This is a genomic window from Paenibacillus sp. FSL H3-0329 (genome assembly GCF_037963285.1).
Lineage (GTDB): Bacteria > Bacillota > Bacilli > Paenibacillales > Paenibacillaceae > Paenibacillus_AQ > Paenibacillus_AQ odorifer.
In genome coordinates this window covers 4,906,053-4,925,676 of the sequence record NZ_CP150150.1, presented here as the reverse complement: position 1 = coordinate 4,925,676, position 19,624 = coordinate 4,906,053, and the positions used below count along the sequence as shown (strand labels likewise).

Below are 19,624 nucleotides of genomic sequence, written 5' to 3'. Positions count from 1 at the left end.
GTATCACCCCTTAAGTTCGTATGTTTGTATAGGGATAATCAGGCGGCAGCAGGTTCCATGACCCATAGAGCTTGTGATGAACAGCCCGTAACTCTCACCGTATTGAAGTTTAATGCGATCGGCCACATTTGAAATTCCGATACCCGACAGATTGTCAGCCTTTTCTGATTTGGTGGTGTCAAACCCTTTTCCGTTATCGATGATTTCAATAATAAGGGTATATTCATTTTTTGCGTATACCTTAATTTGGATTAGAACTTTTCCTCCTATATCTGTAACCCCATGAAGAATCGCGTTCTCTGCGATCGGCTGCAGGATGAGCTTGGGGATCATGCTCTGTAATAAAGACTCATCCAAGTCATATTCAATGTCAAACCTGTCGGCATAACGTATTTTTTGAATGGCAAAATAATGATCCAGATTGTTCAGCTCCTGCTTGATGGTGATTTGCTCATCTTGATCGATAATGGTACTACGCAGCAATTCAGCTAGTGAGGAGATGCCGTCGCTAAGGACGGGAACCTGGTTAATCATCGCCAGCCATCGTAAGGAGTTAAGTGTATTAAAAAGAAAGTGAGGATTAATTTGCGATTGCAGCATTTGCAATTCGAGCGAACGTCTTCTTTTCAGATCTTTCTTTTGATCCTTCATCAGCTGTTCCATTCTACTGACCATGCTGTTAATTCTATTGGCCAACACGCCCATTTCATCGTTGCTGTGATCTTCGATCCGACTCGATAGATCACCATAAAAAATTTGGTTGCAGAAGACGATGATTTGTTTGATTGGTTTCAGGATGCTTTTATACAATACGATAATAATTAGAATACACACGACTACAATGATGCTGACAACAATAAGTAGTCCAGTGGTGATTTTACTTGTCTCTGAATTGATATAAGAGAAGGGGACGGTAGAAATCATGTACCAGCCTAATTGATTATTGTTAATATAAGAGATTTGCTGCATTTTTCCATTGACCATGCCTTGGAAGGAATGGTTTTTCTTTGCCTCTTGTGTCTTGATTTGCTTAAAAAGCTCATCTTTATAATAGGGTTCTCCTAGCGGAGTATCCTTTTGATTCGAGGACATTACTTTTCCCTCCCTATTCATAATAAGGAGACTGGAACCTGTACCTAAATCCACACTGGAAAGAATGACTTTTGAAAATAACTCCCCACCAATAAAAACAAACACATGACCTAAGGGAACGCCAATGTCATCTTGATCAAAAATTTTCCGGCCCAGGACAATGGTATTGTAAGCGCGATAGCTTTTTACGTAGTTAAGACTGTCATAAGGGGCATTCAGCTCTACTTGTTTCATAATTTCTTCATACTTAGGATTGGGGATGCCGTCGTAGCCTAATTCATAGATAGGTTGGTTCTTGGCGTCGATGACCCGAACGTTCTGGACATATCCGGGGTAGATGGTTCTATATAAATTGTCCATGGCATGATTAATGGCAGCATTGCTAGGAGCGGGTTCATTTGGTGCTGCCGATAAACGCTCCTGAATAATACTATTGGTAGAAACAGAGCCTGCAAGATATTGATAGTTGTTAAGTTCACTTAACATCGTTCGATTAAGCAGCGTTAAAGCCTGAAATGTGGATTTACTTAATTTATTGTTAATGGATTTGGAGTAAATGGTGTAGGAGTAGAAACCTATAAAGATGATTGGGATCACAGAAACGATTAAGAAAATGACGGTTAAGCGATTTTGAATTTTAACCTTGCGCATGATTTGCGGAGGATTAGGAAAATGCAGCTTCCCTTTACGTCGACTCAGGTGGATGACCTCCCATTCACTATCTTTTACTTACAAGTTAACATAAAAAGAACAATGGAATATATATGCAGCGGCGAAAAGTGAGAATAATCTATGGAATGGATAATATTATCCATTCCGTTAACGGCTAAGTTTACAGGTTATGTGACCCTGATGAATAAGCTTATACGAGCTCGCATTGGAAGATGGATAAGATAATACATAGGTAGGTTTGTATTGTAAATGTAAATATAGCGTAAATCCTTCTATACTTAGATTATTAAAAAAGCGTTTACAAGAATATCTTAAGGAGGGCGTTTATGAAAAAGACTATGAGTACATTATTAGCAGTAATGCTGCTAGGTGTGGGGTTGCTCGGCTGCGGGAACAGCAATAATAAACCTGCTGCCTCTAATGAATCGGATTCAACGAAAGCTGCGAGCACAGCGCAAGCTACAAGTACAACGAACGCCGAGAATACTAAAGAAGAACCTGCTAAAGATTTTGATAACAAGGAACTTAGTATTGCTGTATTCCAAGGGGGATATGGTGCGGATTATTGGAATGAAATTGTCAGCAAATTCGAAAGTACTTATCCAGGTGTGAAAGTGAACATGACGATTAATCCAAAAGTTGGTGAAGTAATCCGGCCGCAGATTGTTGCGGGTAATCCTCCCGACTTCCTGTCTGTTACAGATACAGAGCAAAGTGGCATCGTGCTTTCATTAATTAAAGAAAAAGGACTGCTAGATATCAGCGATGTATTTGAAAGCAAAGCGCTTGATAAAGAGGAGACACTTAAGGACATGATTCTTCCGGGGATGCTGGACAGTACAAGATTTCAGCCTTATCAAGATGGAAAGACGTATCTCGCACCTTTTAATGCTGGACCGATGGGCTTGATTTACAATAAAACACTGTTCGCAGAAAAAGGCTGGAGTGTTCCTGAGACTTGGGAGGAGTTCTTTGCTTTAGGTGATGAGCTGAACAAAGAGGAGAACTACCTGGTTAATGCAGATGGAACTAAAACGAAGCGGGCTTTATTCACTTATCAAGGCATCTATCCGGATTATTTGGAGGAAATTCTCTACCCGGCCATTGCCAGTGCGGGGGGGAAAGAAACGCTGGATAAAGTCTTTGCATATGAAGAAGGTTCATTTAAGAACGACACGATCAAAAAAGTACTGGATATTTTCTATAAAATCTCTAAAGACGGTTATCTGATGGACGGCACGGTTGCCTTGAACCATACACAGTCGCAGACCGATATGATGATGGGTAAAGCTTTGTTTATCGTAAACGGCAACTGGATGGAAAATGAAATGAAGGATTCACCTAGAGAAAATGGGTTTGAATTTGGGATGACAACAGTACCTGTGTTCAATAAAGGTGATCAGAAGTATGTGCTTTCCAGCTACGAGCAATTCTCCATCCCTGCTAAGGCTAAAAATCCTGAGCTCGCTAAGGAATTCTTGAAGTTCCTATATACCGATGAGTCTGTGAAACTATTCGCGGAAAAAGCGAATGGGGCGTATGCGCTTAACGATGCGAAGGAGCTGTCTAAGCCATTTTTAACTAAAGGTGTCTATGACATGTTTGAGGCTTATAATGGTTCCATTTCTATTCTACAGGGCTGGCAATCGTTACCGAAGGGTTCCAAGGTTAGTGTAGTCACTGAAATGTTCAAGAATACGGTCACACCAGTGATGACAGGCCAGATGACCACGGATCAATGGATGGATAATGTGGAAAAAGCTTTTGCACAGATTCGTAAAGAGAAAGCGGCTAGTAAATAATCTATAGTATCTCATGCAAATGCATCCTGTTAGGAATGGATAAGGTTATCTATGAACGGGATGCATTTTGTATGAAGAGGAGTGAGAAAGATGTCTGAAATGCAGCTGGCAGAAGTAGCTCCTAGACAGAGAAAATCAAAGATTAGGACAGCGAAAACCAGAAATCCTAAGCTATTCATAGCGGTATGCACGATTCCTACGCTCTTGTTAACCCTCGTATTTATGATTATTCCAACCTTTCGGGCATTTTTTATGTCTTTTACGGATGCCACCGGGATGAGTGATGAGAACAAGTTTATCTTTTTGGATAACTATAAATATATGTTTCAAGATGAGATGTTCCTCAAAGCTCTGAGCAATACATTTAAACTGATGCTGGTTGTGCCAGTAATTACATTGATTTTTGGGCTGGTGCTTGCTTTTCTATTAACGCAGACGAAGCTGAAGGAAAGAGGATTTTACCGAACCGTATTCTTTTTCCCTAGTATCATCTCTTTGACGGTAGTCGGAATTATCTGGTCCTTTGTGTTTCATCCCAACATGGGCATTTTGAATAATATTCTGGGGAGCATCGGATTAGATCAACTGAGCAGACCTTGGCTTGGAGATAGCCGAACAGCATTGTGGTGTGTAGCCGTTACACTGATCTGGCAAGCGGTTGGTTATTATATGGTCATGTATATCGCTGCGATTGACGGGATTTCTGCGGATGTGTTTGAATCGGCGACTATTGATGGTGCGGGATATTTCCGGAAGCTTACCAGCATTACGATCCCTCTGCTAAAAGATATTATTGGCATTACGTTTGTGTTGTCCCTGGCAGGTACGATTAATTTAAGTTTTATAGTTGTAACTGTAATGACTGGCGGTGGTCCGGCAGGTGGAACTACTGTTTTACTCCACTACATGTACACGCAAGCTTTCCAAAATGCGAACTTTGGTTATGCCATGGCTATTGCTATTTTTACGCTGGTGTTCGCCTTTGTGCTTTCTTTTCTGTCCAGACTACTTACAAATCGAGCAGAAGGGTAGGGGAGAAGGATGACGAGCAATCAACAGAGTCTTATAAAAATGAATATTGCCAACTGGATCACGCGGCTGTTTCTGATTGTAGCCACCATTGTTTTGTTATATCCGTTTGTATGGAATCTCTTAGCTTCATTTAAAAGCAATACGGAATTTCTAACCGACCCCTTCTCCTTACCACAAGCCTTACACTTTGATAACTATGTACGCGCTTTTCAGAAATCCAAGATGGGGAGTTATTTCCTGAACTCTATCTTTCTTGTAATGTTATCCACGGCGATTCTAGTTATTTTTGTAGTTCCTATGGCTTATGTCTTAACGAGATTTAAGTTTTGGGGCTCCAAACTAATCCTTAACCTTTATATGGCCTGTATCTTTCTGCAAGCCTCCTACATTATGGTTCCTTTATTTCTGCAGGTGAATTCATTCGGGATGTTGGACAATCGCGGGATGCTCAGTTTAATCTATGCTGTTCTGCAGTTTCCCTTTGCCATCTTTGTATTAAGTGGATTTCTGCGGTCCGTCCCTAGAGATTATGAAGAAGCCGCTAAGATTGACGGTTGTGGCAACACAGGAGTGCTCGTCAGAATTGTTGCGCCGCTTGCTAAACCGGGCATTGTGACGGTCTGTATGCTGGCAGCGATGGGCTTTTGGAATGAGTATCCGCTGGCGTTGGTCTTAATTCAAAGTGATAGCAAAAAAACATTGCCAGTAGGTTTAGCCAATCTTTTTGAGGTTCAACGTTATGCTACAGATTGGAGTGCACTTTTTGCCGCGCTGATCCTAGTGCTGATTCCAACAATTCTTTTATATGTGATAGGACAAAAGCAATTGCTCCAAGGAATAAGCGCAGGCGGAATTAAGGGCTGAACAACAAAGACATGGAGGGAAGTTACGTGGACAAAGGAAGATTTACACTGCCTGGTGAAACAGGGATGGAAGAGGTCATAGGTGATCTCGTCGAAAGATGGGGTGTAGATGCCGTACGTGACAGTGATGGCACGAATCTATCGCAGGACATTCTCGACATGGGTCTGCAAATTTATTCAACGCTTTGTCTCGTCCGTGAGGACAACGAGTGGGCGAAGCAGCATCCGCAATATAGACAGCAGATTTATCTGATGTCTGCTCCAGTAATAGTAACTTCAAAGGTGAAGACCATCGATATTATGGCTGATTATTTTGTCGATCAATTTAGTCCTAACACAGATGTGAATATAAAAAAATATTGGCAGGTTGTAAACCGGACTACAGGAGAAGTATTACCTTCTGAATGTTGGAGTTATGCAGAGGGGATTGTCACACTTGAGCAGGCGGTACAATTTCACAAATATACGGTCAGTTTCTTGGCCTACCAGAAATGGGAGCCAGTCTCCATGTACAACCACATCACGAATGATTGGGATGAGGAGCATCGTTTACCGTTGGATGTTCGTTATCCCGAGGCTCAAGAGCATGTTTTGAAGGTGCTGGAGGATTGGCTGAAGAAACATCCCAAGACAGATATCGTACGTTTTACGACCTTCTTTTATAATTTTGATTTGATTTTTAACAAGGAAGGTAATGAGAAACAAGTGAATTGGTTTGGCTATCTCAGTTGTGTAAGTCCACTTGCGTTAGAGCAATTCGAACAAGCTTATGGGTACCGATTGACTGCAGAAGATTTTGTGGATCAGGGGCGATATAACACACCATTTAAGAACCCGACCCAAAGATATCTGGACTGGATGGACTTCAATCAGAAATTCATCGCAGGTTATGCGAAACAATGTGTAGATATGGTGCATGATTTCGGGAAGAAAGCGATTATGTTTTTTGGGGATCACTGGGCGGGCACAGAGCCTTATGGCAAATATTTTCCGGAGATCGGGCTCGACGCAGTGGTTGGGGCAGCAGGAGATGGCGTTACAACCCGTATGATTGCGGATATACCTATTAAGGATACCGAGGCACGTTTCTATCCTTATTTCTTTCCAGATGTCTTTTTTGAAGGGGGAGACCCTGTCGGAGAGTCCATGCCGATCTGGATCAAATGCCGGCGTGCGCTCATGCGCAAACCAGTTGGCAGGATGGGGTATGGCGGATATTTAAGTCTAGCGCATCAATTCCCGGATTTTATAGATCATGTGACAGAGATTGCGACGCAGTTCAAAGGGATTCATGCTAATGCAGAAGGGACACAGCCTTTTAAAGCTCCTTTTAAAGTAGCGGTTCTGAATACCTGGGGTTCCCTTCGAAGCTGGCAGACACATCAAGTGGCTCATTCTTTATGGAATCAAAGATGTTATTCCTACATAGGGGCATTAGAGTCATTGGCGGGCTTGCCGTTCGACATTGAGTTTATAAGCTTTGATGACATCAGGTTAAGTGGGATTGATCCTAGTATCGGTGTGATTATAAACGCGGGTGATGTCCATACCTCTTGGAGCGGTGGAGATCAATGGAGCGATCCGCAAGTTGTGGCAACACTTCGTGAGTGGGTGGATCAAGGGGGCGGTTTTATTGGGATTGGTGATCCATCAGCTTATGAACATCAAGGGGTTCTTTTTCAACTAGCGGATATTCTAGGGGTTCAGAAGGAGATTGGATTTACAGCAAGCATCAATAAGCCCAAGGTAACGCCTGTGCAGGATCATTTCATAACGGAAGATCTGGAAGGTGAGATCGATTATGGTGAAGGGATGACCATGGTTTATCAAGCGGAGGCCGGAGCAGAAATATTGGATGTGCACCAAGGCAGCTGCAATCTTGCCGTGAATTCATTTGGTCAGGGTCGGGGCGTTTATATCGCTGGACTTCCGTACAGTATTCAGAATACCAGACTACTCAGCCGAGCGATCTTTTGGGCTGCACATCAAGAGGAGCAGTTGTATTCATGGTTCTCAGTGAATCCGAATGTTGAATGTCATGCGTATCCTGAGACGGGTCGATATTGTGCCGTAAATAACACTTCCGAGATCCAAAAGACGACGATCCTGATGGACAATGCCGTGATCCAAGAAATAGAGTTGGGTGGGATGGAAAGTGTGTGGTTTCAATTTGAGATCACACATTAGGAGTCAGCCGTAACTACGGCGAATAATTAGACTTCCGGCCGCTGTTATCTCCAACTTTCCTGAATTGTACCGCTTCGATGGAGTGATTGGGGAATTTCTCCCTGAAATTCCGGGATTTTTGGTCATCAGACTAATAATCAGGGAAAATCTCCCTAAAGTTTAGCTGATTTGATAGCAATTATAGAAATTCCTCTTATTATTAGGGAGGAATTCCCTGATTTCGTTCATTTAGAGCGAATATTGATTATTTTCAGGGAGTTTTTCCCTGCTATGAACGAATTAGTCAATTCCCCTGTTTTCCCCTTTAAACTAGAGGGTTTTCAATCCCTTGGGCACAGAGACAAAATGCGAGTCGTCGGCTGGCAATCTGCTATCCGTGGGTTGGTTACCACATATTATGCCTACGTCGAAGGAGCTTCCGTAAACTAATTTCGCACGTTAGATCAGGGATCCTGTGCACAGGGAATTCACGGATTCTCCTCGAACCTTTCTCTTTGTCTCCATGCCCCAAGGATTCAAATCTTTTGGGTATGTTTTTATTTTTTTTCGTTTCACCTACGCCATTTTTCGTTCTGCCTCTACCGCAATCGACCAGATAAATCCAATTAACTCACGACCCACTGCTGCCATGGTTAAATTTCGGTGTTTCCCGCGTCTGACTAATTTTAAATACTTGCTGTGTAACCGTTCTTGGGCTTTCCACGACGTTTCATGGACATGAATACTCTGGCCCTCAAGACGCACTGCTAAATCTCCCTTGACGGCAGGGCGGTGACGGTAACTCCATGCGGACTCCACCAGTGCGCGCCGCACTCCGGAATTTCCGACTTTTGTAAGACTCCCTCTTTTGGTACTTGCTCCCGAGGAATATTCCCGTGGCACGAGTCCCAGGTAACTCATGAGCTGAGCCGGTGAACGAAAACGTTCGAAATTTCCAATCTCGACAACTAAAGTCATAGCTGTCAGCAGGGCGATTCCCCTCAGGCCTTGCAACGCTTGAATGACAGGTGCGTAAGGGCAGATCTGTGCTTCTTCTCGCATTGCGGCTTCAAGTCGCTTGATTCGCTCCTCCACTTCCCGGAGCTGTTGCAGGGATTCGGTAAATACCCGTTCTTGAGCTACATTATTAAACTTCAGCATAGAGAGCCATTCCCGGTACCTTTTGGTCCAGCGTTTTTTCATACCCTCTGGCTTGTGAATTTGGTGGCGCAATAGAAAATGAATGAGCCGTTGCCGAGCCCGATGTAGGTCTTGCCTAGCATCTTCTCGTGCACGAATGAGATCTCGTAAAGCTTCGAGTTCTGGCGTTGGCACATAGATCGCAGTCAATTCTCCAGCCCGGTGTAACTGAGCCAGTTTTTCTGCATCCCGTCGGTCGGTTTTTATGGCATCTCCGGGACGCTGTGGCATACGCGAAGGTGCAATTACCACACAGGAAATTCCCATCTTCGTCAACCAGCGGTATAAGTCGTACCCCGTAGGCCCGGCTTCATAGCAGACCTCCAGTGTAATCCCTGAACCTTTGAGTTTCCGAATCATTCGAGCCACTGCATCTGGGGTATGGGGGATGGCTCCATAATATCGTGCGGGTTCCCGACCCTCATCTGCAATCGCCACCGCAATTTTTTCTTTAGACACATCCAAACCGACGTATTTTATGGTATTCTTCATAGTAACAGCTCCTTTCGCATGTAGCTCTGTAATGGTTGTCCTTTTAACTTCCATTTTAACCTACGGTGTGCGAAACAGGGGCTGCCTTTCGTTCATCATAACTAATTAGTTTTAGAGCCGTCCCCGCATACTGCATTAACGCAGAAAACACGAACGTTCGCCGCCCCGCATATTGCACATCTCACCTTACAATGTATATTGTTTATCGGCCCCCACAGGTATCATACAAAGCAGATGATCCATCCCCCTCAATGTTTTTGGCAGGTTCTTCTAACTTGGATTGAGATATTCTGGGGTTTCCGTATCTAGAGTATCCGGGATAACTTGCGATAAGCCCGCGGAGAAATCCCCTCATTCGCGGTAAATACCCTGCTGAAATAATGGATATCAGGATAACCAACGTTATCACCGACCTGTTCAATCGGCCAATCCGTTTCGCGCAGCAGCTTGCGTGCTTCCCGATGCCGGATGGAACGGAGATATTCACCAGGAGGCATGCCAGCCACCTCACGAAACAGCTTGGAGAAATGGTCTTCATGCATATTCATGGCACCAGCCATGAATTTATTACTCCAGCGGTCTGCTAGCTTTGAATCCATCTCGTCGATTAAAGCTCTGATCCGCCCGGTATGAACGGAAGATTTGGCTGCATTTCGGGAGCTTTGTGTTCGGAGCAGCGAGGTTAGAATGCCGAGCAGTAACCCCCGACAGACCCATTCATAACCGGCAGGCCGCATCGTAAATTCATGCACGAGCTGTTCCATCGCATGAATACATTCGGGTGGCGGGGTATAAATGGGCTCCTGTGACAATGGCATAAAAGGAGCGGTCACAGCTTCCAAGGCAAACTTCTCGGCCATAACCTCCTCCTCATTGACCAGCATGTCTTCATCGCTTGTAATAATCGATTCCCCAAAAAAATCAAAATGGATCCCAATGAGTTTGGTTTCCGAATCTGACACAATCGCATTCTGATGATATACCCCGGAAGAAAGGAATATCAGTTGTCCTGAATTCAGGATATATTCCTCCGTATCCATTTTTGTTGATAATTTCCCCTGGCGAACGTATAGCAGCTCGAAATCATACAATCTTCTTCTTGGAAAGAGGCAAGGTGAGAGGATTTGGAATTGTGCGTAGTGAATGCCAGGTGACCACTCCCGGGAAGGGACCTGTTTTCTCAGGGGATAACGGGGTTCTTTTTCAGCCACGAATAAACCTCCCATACAGTATAAAATGATTTTTTCAAATAGACCGGAATCGTGCAAAAAATCTCTTGTTCACCTAAATAAATCTAACTTACAATCTATTATAATATAAATAAATCAAGGATATAAGGGTATTTAGGGCAGGATCTTAAAAGACGGAAAATAACAAATTTGAGGAGGATTCAGATGAAAAAGGGAATAAACATTTGGTCGTTTCGCGAAGGTACTGAGATCGAAGAATGTGCACGTCTGGCTAAAGCGGCGGGGTTCGATGGAATTGAATTGTCTTTGAATGAATCGGGTGAACTTGGCCTGCAAACCACTGAGAAAGAAGCTATTAAGATCAGAAATTCCATTCAGGAGATGGGGTTAGAAATTGCAGGACTGGCGACAGGACTATATTGGTCATATGCCATGACAAGTGAATCCGCGGCGAACCGGACGAAGGCTATCGATGTATGTAAAAAACAATTGGAGCTGGCCGCAACACTTGGCGTAGATACGATTCTTGTCATTCCTGGTGCGGTTGGTGTCGATTTTATTGAGGGCTGTGAAGTAATCGATTATGAAAAAGCTTATGATCGAGCCTTGAAGGCGATCAGTGATCTAGCTCAGGATGCAAAAATGGCGGGTGTTTCTATTGGGATTGAAAATGTGTGGAATAAATTCCTGCTGTCTCCGCTCGAATTACGTTCTTTTATAGATGCTGTAGGCTCCAATTATGTAGGTTCCTATCTGGATGTAGGGAATATCGTTCATTCTGGTTATCCAGAGCAGTGGATACGGATTCTAGGCCATAGAATCAAGAAGGTGCATTTCAAAGATTACCGCCGGGCAGCCGGAGGACTTCATGGATTTGTTGATCTACTTGCTGGGGATGTGGATTATCCTGCTGTTATGGAAGCACTGCAAGAGATCGGCTACAGCAATTATGTTACTGGTGAAATGATACCGCCATATACGCATTATTCGGAGCAAATTATTTTTAATACATCTGCAGCGATGGATGCTATTTTAGGACGCACTAGTTACTAACTTTAAGAGAGGTGAAGGCTGTGCTCAGAGTGGGGCTGGTGGGCTTTGGATTTATGGGCCGAATGAACTTTGATCAGTATGTTCAATTACAGGAAGACGGCCATCCGATTTCTCTGGTTGCCATTTGTGACCCCCAGATTGAAGTCCTTAAACATACTAAATCCGCGGGGAATATGAACACGGCCCACGAGGTATATGATTTATCCCCTTACAATTTTTATGAGAATTTGGAGCATATGCTCGAAAAAGAAGAACTAGATGCTATTAGCCTTGCGGTACCTACGTACTTGCATGCTGAAATGGCTTGTTCGCTGCTGGAACGAGGGTATCATGTGTTCTGTGAAAAGCCGATGGCGAGACATTCCGCAGAAGCTTGGAAGATGGTAGCGGCGGCGCAAAGCAGCGGAAAAAAATTGCTGATTGGCCATTGTCTTCGCTTCTGGCCGGGATATGAATATTTGAAGGGGATCATAGCTAGCGGTGAGTTCGGTGAAGTGACAGAGGCTTATTTTTACCGGGGTTCCGGTGCTCCTAAAGGGTGGCTGGTCAATGATGAGCTAAGTGGTGGCTGTATGCTGGATATGCATGTACACGATACGGACATCATCCATCACTTATTCGGAAAACCGGATAAAGTGTCAACGCTTGGGCGGAAGGTTTTACCGGGAAGTGGCTATGATATCGTCTCCACTCATTATTTTTATCAGGATGGAAAAGTGGTCAATGCCCAAGCGGACTGGACACTGGAAGGCGACTTTGGTTTTTACATGGGCTATCGGATTAATTTTGAACGGGGGAATGTAGTCTTCGATGGCGCGGAAGTTAAGGTGAATCCTAATTGTCAACCGGGGTTCATTGCGAAGCTTTCTTCGCATACCGGATATTACAGAGAGTTGGTATATTTCTTAAAAGTCATTCAGAACGATGAGCCAGTGACTCTATGTATGCCCGAAAGTGCGGCCCAATCCATAGAAATCATTGAGGCTGAAATCCAATCGGCTGATCAGGAAGGTACCTGGATACGGATACGTTAAGTGCCATATTTTTAGTAAAGGAGACTTCACGATGTTGAAAATAGGTTTGATCGGTTTTGGATTTATGGGCCGGATGCATTTTGATAATTATGTGCGCTTAACGGAAGAGGGGCAGCCCATTGCCCTTAAAGCCATCTGTGATTTGCGAATTGAGGAATTAAAGGATGGAAAAGCAGCCGGGAATATGAGCACTGCCCAGGAAGTCTATGATTTGTCAGCTTACAATCTATACGATGATCTGGAGAAAATGATAGCCAGTGAGGAACTGGATATGATCGACATTGCGGTTCCTACTTATCTGCATGCGGAAATGACTTGTTCGCTGCTGGAACGTGGATATCATGTATTTTGTGAGAAACCGATGGCCAGAACTTCCGCACAAGCGCTGAAAATGGTGGAGACGGCAGTCCGCTGTGGGAAAAAACTGATGATCGGACATTGTCTCCGTTTTTGGCCGGGGTATGAGTATTTAAAAGAAGTGATAGAGAGCGGGCAGTTCGGTCAGGTCACGGAAGGGTATTTTTACAGGGGATCTGGTGCTCCTAAGGATTGGTTTCTTGATGAGACACTAAGCGGTGGAGGCATTATGGATATGCATATTCACGATACGGATATGATTAACTATCTGTTCGGCAGACCGGATAAAGTATCATCCTTAGGACGTAATGTCCTTCCGGGAAGCGGATATGATATCGCATCGACTCACTATTTTTATAAGGATGCAAAAGTAATTAATGCTCAGGTGGATTGGACGCTGGAAGGTGATTTTGGGTTTTACATGGGGTATCGGGTAAATTTTGAACGAGGAAATATAGTGTTTGACGGCAGCGAGGTCAAGGTCAATCCGAACGACGGGGCGGGCTATTTAGCGGAACTTTCGCCGGATGTTGGCTACTATAGGGAGCTTGTATATTTTCTGAATGTCATTATCCAGGATAAGCCTATCATTATTTGTACGCCAGAGAGTACAGCGGAGTCTCTAAGAATCGTGGAAGCAGAAATGAAGTCAGCGGATGCTGAAGGCGAATGGATCGTGCTAGATTAGTTGTGTGCAGAGTGAGTAAGGACGTGAGCTGGAAGAGGATCATTCACAATGACCTTTTTCCAGTTCACGTCCTTTTGTCATCGCTGAAATTTGGTGTTGTCTCTTGCATAATGGGATACTGATCCGTCATATCTTCTCAGCCGTACTTGTTCATCAGAGAACAGTTCAACAATTCCTGAAGCAACCTCTGAATACATTCCATCAGGATCAAGCTGTAGCGCAGAAATATAGGTTTGGGATAAGGCAGCTATAAAAAAATCAATATTTTTCACTAGTGTTTGTGGCATGTTATTCCCTCCGGTGACATCTTGTACATGATGATATATTAAACCATAGGAGTTATTTTACCATGATTTATCGTTGAGTTTTAGGAAGAATTCTTTGGTAAAAGTCGAAAATATGAGAAATTTGGTTGAAATTGTATTTAAGATCATCTTTAATGAAACAAAGAGGGGAATTTTACCACTCTAAATAAATTAAGGGGATTACATAATGAAAGACTATGAAGTGCTGGAAATTAACAAAAAGAGTTTTTTTAAAACGACTATCTATTTTATGATCATTCCTACACTGCTATTGTTTATAGTAGGTTTAGGGATGGTGGTGATCGGGCTTATCATTAAAGAGACGTTTATGGTTGTTATGGGTATCCCTTATTTGATTATGCCGGTTATTTTGATACTCATTTATGGATTGGTGGGTATGCTGGTAGCGCTGGTATATAACAAGCTGGCGAAGAGATTCGGAGGTCTAGAATTGAAAATAGTGGAGAAAAACCCTCCGGTTGAAGCAAACTATTTACCATAACCCGAAGTTATTAAAGGGCAGGTATTGCGATGATTTCGCTACCTGTCCTTTTTTATCTTTTTAATTTGAAAAGAAACCGGGGAATGGATATGATTTGGATAATGAAAGGATGATTGCCAGATGACGGAACAGACACAAAGAGCCAAGGAGCTGTACATTCAGTTTTTGGGTCATTTTTTAAATATGCATAAAGCAGGAGTGCTTAAGGAGTACAAGAGTTTTGAAATTCCAAGAGAAGTGGAGCTGGAATGGCTGCAGGAATGGGCTACGGAGCACGTCAAGCAGTTGTCGATACGGGACTGGGATGCGATTACGATACTAGAATCCATCTCGCGGAATTATCAGGATAGCTGGATTGTGGAAAAAGTGGCTTCTTTTGCTTCGCGGAATATAATGAGCGCCGATAGTTTGGTTAGACTGATTTATGCGGAAAAAATGCTTGAAATCATTCGTTCTCATAATCAAGTGATCACAAAAGAACTGTTATTTCAAGGATGTAAGGTTGCTGTTCAAATCCTCGAGGATGTAATCTCACAGCCGCTGGTCATTGATCCTGGACACGAACTTAAAGAACATAACCTTAAAGATAAACGTGCGTTAAACAGTCGAGCCCAACAAGGGATTGAAGAGGTAAAGGTACTAATTAATTCTTAGTTGCCAAAGTTGACATACTGTTGTCAAATTGGATGTGCTACGATTTCCTGACAGAATCAAGTTTGCTGATCTAAAGAAGAAAATGAGGGATTATCGAATGGCTGAACCTTTAAAAGCAATGTACAATGAACAATTTCTGCGTGAGTTCGGCGAAAAGATTCGTGGCGTACATAATGTCTTCGAGACAGAGGCATTTGTAAGCTCAGCCATGACTGAACCGTGGGAAACGCTTGAGCTGAAGGCAAGAATGCGGCGGATCACCGAGACGTTGGGCAGCCACTTACAGCTTCCTTATGAGGAAGCGCTGGCTATCCTATTCGCCATTGCTGAGGAATGTGTAGGATTTCCGTATTTAATTTTTCCGGATTTCGTTGAGGTATATGGCCAAGGAGACGAACATTGGGCGTTGTCTATGCAGGCGCTGGAAAGATTCACAGCGAAATCATCGGCTGAATTTGCAGTTAGGCCGTTTCTCTTACGGGAACCAGAACGGATGATGGCTCAAATGCTGGTATGGGCGAAGCACCCTGATGAGCATGTACGTAGGCTGGCTAGTGAAGGCTGTCGGCCTCGTCTGCCTTGGGGACAGGCGCTCCCCATGTTCAAGCTTGACCCAGCTCCGGTATTACCTGTACTTGAGCAGCTTAAGGCGGATACATCCCTGTATGTGCGTAAAAGTGTCGCTAATAATTTGAATGATATTGCGAAGGATCATCCGGAAGTGGTGCTCGATACCGCTCGGCGCTGGAAGGGAACACATCCCGATACAGACTGGATTGTGCGGCACGGCTGCCGTTCTTTGATTCGTAAAGCTGAGCCAGAGATTATGGCTTTATTCGGATACGCAGAGCAGACAGACGAAGCTACTCCACTTATAACGAGTGCTTCAATTCTATTGGAACCTTCTATCCTGACCATTGGCGAAAGCTCTGAATTACAGTATAAGCTTCAAGTTCGTGAGGGAGCTCCGGCACGGATTCGGATTGAATACGGAATCTATTTCGTGAAAGCGGCAGGTCGAACCTCTCGTAAATCTTTTTTGTTATCGGATAAGACCGTACCTGGAGGTACAATTCTGTCAGGTAAACGGACACATCGTTGGGCTGATTTAACAACTCGGCGTCATTATCCAGGAGAGCACCGGATTGTGCTGCTGGTAAATGGGCGAGAAGTGGCGGAAGTGGCGTTAGAACTTAAAGGGAGTGCTAATATATGAAAAAAGAAGTTTTGATGTTTCTATCCAATGGCTACGCTGATTGGGAAAGCGGATATATTAGTGCCGAACTAAATAAGCCGGAGAGTGAATTTAAAGTAAGCACAGTTGCTTTAACTAGCGACAATGTCAAATCTATGGGTGGATTTACTGTTGTACCTGACTATACTTTAGACAGTTTACCTGTTCAGTATGAAATGTTAATTTTAATCGGGGGCACAGGCTGGAAAGATAATTCAGCTATTACTCCAGTGATTGAAAAATGTTTGCAGGAGAGTGTACCTATTGCCGCTATATGTGACGCTACAACTTTTTTGGCTGAACATGGCTATTTAGACAACATACCGCATACCGGAAATTCATTGGATTATTTAAAACAAAACGCTCCTAATTATAAAGGAGATGCAAATTATATAGAAAAACAGGCAGTTTCGAGTGAACATATCATTACTGCTAATGGTACGGCTGCTTTAGAATTTGCAAGGGAAGTTATGAAGAAGTTAGAGGGTTTCCCAATCGAAACCGTCGAGGGATGGTACAATTTTTTCAAAGATGGTTTTTATCAAGAATAAAAATGTATATAAAAAAGGTGGTCTCAAGTCTTAACGACTTCAGATCACCTTTCTGGGGTTGAAGCTTATTTTTTCACTTCTGTAACACCAGTTACTTTTCCTTGATCGGATGAATTAAAGGTGGATTTATATTGATCGTTTGCGAAGTAGACATTGCCTTCAACGGTTGCGTTCACCAGGGTAAAACCATCCGCTTCTACGTATACATCTCCAATAAAAGTGCCGCCTTGAATACGGGCGTTTTTACTCTTGATGGTCAATTTTGGAGCAGTCAGTTTGAAGGAGTTGGTGATGTTGTGATCCGCATCTTGTGTGTATAGAGCAATTTTTCTGGCGGGTTCCTCTTTATTCATGAATTCTCCATCCACGACGAGATCTTCGGTGAAGGTTAAGTCTTTAAGTGTGGCAGCAATCCAGGTTCCCTCTGGACTGATGGCGCGTTTGAAGGCTTCTTCATTATCTACTACGGAAGCTGAGGTTACAGCATCTGTGGTGTTATTTTGATTATTAGCGGTGCCTGCATTATTAGTGGTACCCGCGTTATTTGTGTTCTCAGGAGTGCTTGTTGCAGTAGCATTATTAGCATTATCTGTTGCATTTCCACATCCGACCATTAACACAAAAGCAAATACCGCAGCAACACTTGCTATCTTTCTCATCTGTATAACCTCCCTAAGTAATTGTACCGATATCCTTCGAGCTTACTATAGAGTGATTAGTTAGTAATTTACCAATCAATCTACAAATGGTAATATAGGCCTGGACATCTCTGGCGTATAGTATGACCTGAAAAATGTGATTTATCCGATGAATTCACGAGCAATATGGATTACAATAAGTACAGGCAGTAGAAAAGGAGCATTATCCATGGCCAAGCAGAAATATTATGTAGTCTGGGAAGGTAAACAACCGGGAGTCTATAGCACTTGGGCAGAATGCCAGGCACAGACAGATCATTATACCGGTGCAAAATATAAATCCTATGAATCCAAAGCAGCAGCTGATGCGGCATATAAAGCGGGCTGGAAGGGGAATTGGGGAACAGGGGCAGCTGGTGCAGCAAAGTCTAAGGGGACAAGTTCTTTTAAACGCAGTGCTACAGTAGAGACCTCTGAGGAGATTGATTACAACAGTATTTCAGTAGATGTGGGGACTCGGGGTAATCCGGGGCCTGTTGAATATAAGGGTGTAGATACACAAACGGGAGATATCATTTTCTCCTGTGGTCCGATCAAAAAGGGCACTAATAATTTAGGTGAATTTTTAGCGATTGTCCATGCCTTGGCGTTGTTGAAGAAAGAGGGAAGCGATAAAACGGTTTACAGTGATTCTGTAAATGCAATGAAGTGGGTGAAGCAGAAGAAGGTGGCAACAACCTTGCCGCGCGATTCTTCAACAGAGGAAATTTGGGTGCTTATTGATCGGGCAGAGCGTTGGTTGCAAACCAATACATATGACAATAAGGTGCTCAAGTGGCACACAAAAGAGTGGGGCGAGATCAAAGCGGATTATGGTCGGAAATAAAAAACTATATCGCTATGGTTTCGGTTGAAGGAGGAGTTTGGGGATGTTTGGCAACGATTGGGATGAGGTATTGCAGGATGAAATGCAAAAGCCTTATTTTTTAAAATTAATGGATGTACTAACAGAAGAATATAAGGAACATACCGTTTATCCGCCAAAAGAATTATTGTTCACAGCATTAAAACTAACGCCTTATAAGGAGACTCGTGTAGTTATTTTAGGTCAAGATCCTTATCATGGTCCCGGACAAGCTCACGGACTAAGCTTCTCTGTCAATCCGGGGGTACGTATCCCTCCGTCACTGCGCAATATTTATGCAGAGCTGAAGGAGGACGTCGGTGTGCCTGTTCCGAACCACGGCTCTTTATTGCACTTAGCAGAGCAGGGAGTGTTGTTGCTGAACACCGTACTGACGGTACGTGAGGGTGAGGCGGGTTCACATAAAGGTCTGGGCTGGGAGACATTCACAGACACCATAATGCAAAAGCTGAATGAAAGAACTACGCCCATGGTATTTATATTATGGGGGAGTCATGCGCAGAAAAAAGGTGCTTTCATCGACCAAAGCCGGCATAAGGTGCTGCAATCACCTCATCCAAGCCCTCTCTCGTCGCATCGTGGATTCTTTGGCAGTCGTCCGTTCTCGAAGGCCAATCAATTTCTAGAGTCGCAGGGTATGGAAGGAATAGATTGGTTCATTCCGGACTTATAATTTATGGAGTGATGCGAAGGGGAGGTAGCTATGAAGCATTGGGTAGGTAAACCCGTTATAATGTACTGCGGAGAGAAACCTTATACCATTATGAAGGGAATCCTGCGCAAATGGGACCTTTCCGCATCGGTGGCGGTCATTGGCCATCAGGAAATTGCTGTGCCGTTTCGGGATATTGTTGTTATTAAGGCTCTGGCTCCAAAAGAAAGAGCGCTGCCTCCAGTTCTCCATTCCGTGGGTTATGTGATGAGGGATCGGCAGCAATTTGACAATGCAGTGTATTTTAAATCGGCGGTCAGCGTCTGGAAAGAGGATCAGCTTATTGCCTTTAATACGATTATTACCTCACATACGAAAGGTTCAGTTACACTTCAGAACGGCCAAAACCTGATGAAGGGCAATCACATCTTTGTAGTTCGTTCTTTACGAGGGTGATTTCAGGAACCTGTAAAGAATAAAAAAGGGTACGACTCCGAGTGATTGGAGACGTACCCTTTTTTA

At 43.5% G+C, this 19,624-nt stretch carries 19 protein-coding genes; 14 read left to right on the top strand and 5 right to left on the bottom strand.

All coding sequences use genetic code 11. The annotated features are described in order from the left end of the window. Window positions 1-3 precede the first annotated feature (3 nt). Entirely contained in the window at window positions 4-1,743 is a 1,740-nt protein-coding gene (locus NSQ66_RS21875; RefSeq protein WP_036683043.1) for a sensor histidine kinase, read from the bottom strand. A 347-nt stretch (window positions 1,744-2,090) separates the two neighbouring features. Between NSQ66_RS21875 and NSQ66_RS21870 the strand changes: the two genes are divergently transcribed. From NSQ66_RS21870 to gnpA, 4 genes are all read left to right on the top strand, one after another. Beyond that, the gene (locus tag NSQ66_RS21870; protein ID WP_036683041.1) at window positions 2,091-3,566 is read left to right on the top strand and encodes a carbohydrate ABC transporter substrate-binding protein; all 1,476 of its coding nucleotides are present in this window, start codon (window positions 2,091-2,093) and stop codon (window positions 3,564-3,566) included. A 90-nt stretch (window positions 3,567-3,656) separates the two neighbouring features. Next, window positions 3,657-4,598 (top strand): sugar ABC transporter permease, encoded by a 942-nt coding sequence (locus NSQ66_RS21865; RefSeq protein ID WP_244886367.1) that lies wholly within the window; start codon window positions 3,657-3,659, stop codon window positions 4,596-4,598. Between the two features lie 9 nt (window positions 4,599-4,607). Then, window positions 4,608-5,462 (top strand): carbohydrate ABC transporter permease, encoded by an 855-nt coding sequence (locus tag NSQ66_RS21860; protein WP_081384465.1) that lies wholly within the window; start codon window positions 4,608-4,610, stop codon window positions 5,460-5,462. Between the two features lie 26 nt (window positions 5,463-5,488). After that, window positions 5,489-7,648, top strand: a complete 2,160-nt coding sequence (gnpA, locus tag NSQ66_RS21855) for a 1,3-beta-galactosyl-N-acetylhexosamine phosphorylase (protein WP_212592212.1) — start codon at window positions 5,489-5,491, stop codon at window positions 7,646-7,648. Window positions 7,649-8,203: 555 nt separating this feature from the next. Here gnpA and NSQ66_RS21850 read toward each other — a convergent pair. Beyond that, window positions 8,204-9,319, bottom strand: coding sequence for an IS110 family transposase (locus NSQ66_RS21850; protein WP_036683961.1), 1,116 nt, complete (start codon window positions 9,317-9,319; stop codon window positions 8,204-8,206). A gap of 305 nt (window positions 9,320-9,624) precedes the next feature. Next, window positions 9,625-10,530 carry an AraC family transcriptional regulator gene (locus tag NSQ66_RS21845; protein ID WP_036683035.1) on the bottom strand — a complete coding sequence of 302 codons (906 nt, stop codon included), beginning with the start codon at window positions 10,528-10,530 and terminating at the stop codon, window positions 9,625-9,627. 183 nt (window positions 10,531-10,713) lie between these two features. Here NSQ66_RS21845 and NSQ66_RS21840 point away from each other — a divergent pair, with 183 nt between their 5' ends. From NSQ66_RS21840 to NSQ66_RS21830, 3 genes are read left to right on the top strand one after another with little or no spacing between them, the layout of a single operon-like run. Continuing rightward, complete coding sequence (locus NSQ66_RS21840) at window positions 10,714-11,562, top strand: sugar phosphate isomerase/epimerase family protein (RefSeq protein ID WP_036683033.1); 849 nt, start codon at window positions 10,714-10,716, stop codon at window positions 11,560-11,562. Between the two features lie 11 nt (window positions 11,563-11,573). Continuing rightward, complete coding sequence (locus NSQ66_RS21835) at window positions 11,574-12,596, top strand: Gfo/Idh/MocA family oxidoreductase (RefSeq protein ID WP_339279388.1); 1,023 nt, start codon at window positions 11,574-11,576, stop codon at window positions 12,594-12,596. A 31-nt stretch (window positions 12,597-12,627) separates the two neighbouring features. Continuing rightward, window positions 12,628-13,641 carry a Gfo/Idh/MocA family oxidoreductase gene (locus NSQ66_RS21830; protein ID WP_038572594.1) on the top strand — a complete coding sequence of 338 codons (1,014 nt, stop codon included), beginning with the start codon at window positions 12,628-12,630 and terminating at the stop codon, window positions 13,639-13,641. A 77-nt stretch (window positions 13,642-13,718) separates the two neighbouring features. Here NSQ66_RS21830 and NSQ66_RS21825 read toward each other — a convergent pair whose 3' ends face one another. Next, window positions 13,719-13,928, bottom strand: a complete 210-nt coding sequence (locus tag NSQ66_RS21825) for a hypothetical protein (protein ID WP_036683023.1) — start codon at window positions 13,926-13,928, stop codon at window positions 13,719-13,721. 205 nt (window positions 13,929-14,133) lie between these two features. On the opposite strand from NSQ66_RS21825, the gene NSQ66_RS21820 reads away from it, so the two are divergent. From NSQ66_RS21820 to NSQ66_RS21805, 4 genes are all read left to right on the top strand, one after another. Beyond that, window positions 14,134-14,448: a hypothetical protein gene (locus NSQ66_RS21820; protein ID WP_036683022.1), complete on the top strand. Its 315-nt coding sequence runs from the start codon at window positions 14,134-14,136 to the stop codon at window positions 14,446-14,448. Between the two features lie 120 nt (window positions 14,449-14,568). Further along, window positions 14,569-15,102, top strand: a complete 534-nt coding sequence (locus NSQ66_RS21815; protein ID WP_036683019.1) for a hypothetical protein — start codon at window positions 14,569-14,571, stop codon at window positions 15,100-15,102. A gap of 97 nt (window positions 15,103-15,199) precedes the next feature. Next, a complete protein-coding gene (locus NSQ66_RS21810; RefSeq protein ID WP_038572593.1) occupies window positions 15,200-16,318 on the top strand; it encodes a hypothetical protein in 1,119 nt (372 codons plus the stop codon). Then, complete coding sequence (locus NSQ66_RS21805; RefSeq protein ID WP_038572592.1) at window positions 16,315-16,887, top strand: type 1 glutamine amidotransferase family protein; 573 nt, start codon at window positions 16,315-16,317, stop codon at window positions 16,885-16,887. Before NSQ66_RS21810 ends, NSQ66_RS21805 begins: the two co-directional genes overlap by 4 nt. A gap of 65 nt (window positions 16,888-16,952) precedes the next feature. Here the strand turns inward: NSQ66_RS21805 and NSQ66_RS21800 are convergent, their stop codons facing one another. Further along, a complete protein-coding gene (locus tag NSQ66_RS21800) occupies window positions 16,953-17,546 on the bottom strand; it encodes a hypothetical protein (RefSeq protein WP_036683014.1) in 594 nt (197 codons plus the stop codon). Window positions 17,547-17,754: 208 nt separating this feature from the next. On the opposite strand from NSQ66_RS21800, the gene NSQ66_RS21795 reads away from it, so the two are divergent. The 3 genes from NSQ66_RS21795 to NSQ66_RS21785 are packed head-to-tail and all read left to right on the top strand — an operon-like array spanning window position 17,755 to window position 19,558. Then, the gene (locus NSQ66_RS21795) at window positions 17,755-18,411 is read left to right on the top strand and encodes a ribonuclease H family protein (protein WP_038572590.1); all 657 of its coding nucleotides are present in this window, start codon (window positions 17,755-17,757) and stop codon (window positions 18,409-18,411) included. Window positions 18,412-18,454: 43 nt separating this feature from the next. Next, window positions 18,455-19,123, top strand: a complete 669-nt coding sequence (gene ung / locus NSQ66_RS21790; protein ID WP_036683009.1) for a uracil-DNA glycosylase — start codon at window positions 18,455-18,457, stop codon at window positions 19,121-19,123. Between the two features lie 30 nt (window positions 19,124-19,153). Then, on the top strand, window positions 19,154-19,558 hold the full coding sequence (locus NSQ66_RS21785) for a hypothetical protein (RefSeq protein WP_036683006.1): 405 nt from the start codon (window positions 19,154-19,156) through the stop codon (window positions 19,556-19,558). Window positions 19,559-19,624: the final 66 nt, after the last annotated feature.

Excerpts from the sequence above, each read along its gene's own strand:
- NSQ66_RS21815 (WP_036683019.1), top strand. The coding sequence starts at position 14,569 with ATGACGGAACAGACACAAAGAGCCAAGGAGCTGTACATTCAGTTTTTG.
- NSQ66_RS21795 (WP_038572590.1), top strand. The coding sequence starts at position 17,755 with ATGGCCAAGCAGAAATATTATGTAGTCTGGGAAGGTAAACAACCGGGA.
- NSQ66_RS21850 (WP_036683961.1), bottom strand. The coding sequence starts at position 9,319 with ATGAAGAATACCATAAAATACGTCGGTTTGGATGTGTCTAAAGAAAAA.
- NSQ66_RS21805 (WP_038572592.1), top strand. The coding sequence starts at position 16,315 with ATGAAAAAAGAAGTTTTGATGTTTCTATCCAATGGCTACGCTGATTGG.
- NSQ66_RS21810 (WP_038572593.1), top strand. The coding sequence starts at position 15,200 with ATGGCTGAACCTTTAAAAGCAATGTACAATGAACAATTTCTGCGTGAG.
- ung (WP_036683009.1), top strand. The coding sequence starts at position 18,455 with ATGTTTGGCAACGATTGGGATGAGGTATTGCAGGATGAAATGCAAAAG.
- NSQ66_RS21860 (WP_081384465.1), top strand. The coding sequence starts at position 4,608 with ATGACGAGCAATCAACAGAGTCTTATAAAAATGAATATTGCCAACTGG.
- NSQ66_RS21865 (WP_244886367.1), top strand. The coding sequence starts at position 3,657 with ATGTCTGAAATGCAGCTGGCAGAAGTAGCTCCTAGACAGAGAAAATCA.
- NSQ66_RS21785 (WP_036683006.1), top strand. The coding sequence starts at position 19,154 with ATGAAGCATTGGGTAGGTAAACCCGTTATAATGTACTGCGGAGAGAAA.
- NSQ66_RS21870 (WP_036683041.1), top strand. The coding sequence starts at position 2,091 with ATGAAAAAGACTATGAGTACATTATTAGCAGTAATGCTGCTAGGTGTG.
- NSQ66_RS21800 (WP_036683014.1), bottom strand. The coding sequence starts at position 17,546 with ATGAGAAAGATAGCAAGTGTTGCTGCGGTATTTGCTTTTGTGTTAATG.
- NSQ66_RS21830 (WP_038572594.1), top strand. The coding sequence starts at position 12,628 with ATGTTGAAAATAGGTTTGATCGGTTTTGGATTTATGGGCCGGATGCAT.
- NSQ66_RS21875 (WP_036683043.1), bottom strand. The coding sequence starts at position 1,743 with ATGCGCAAGGTTAAAATTCAAAATCGCTTAACCGTCATTTTCTTAATC.
- NSQ66_RS21840 (WP_036683033.1), top strand. The coding sequence starts at position 10,714 with ATGAAAAAGGGAATAAACATTTGGTCGTTTCGCGAAGGTACTGAGATC.
- NSQ66_RS21820 (WP_036683022.1), top strand. The coding sequence starts at position 14,134 with ATGAAAGACTATGAAGTGCTGGAAATTAACAAAAAGAGTTTTTTTAAA.
- NSQ66_RS21825 (WP_036683023.1), bottom strand. The coding sequence starts at position 13,928 with ATGCCACAAACACTAGTGAAAAATATTGATTTTTTTATAGCTGCCTTA.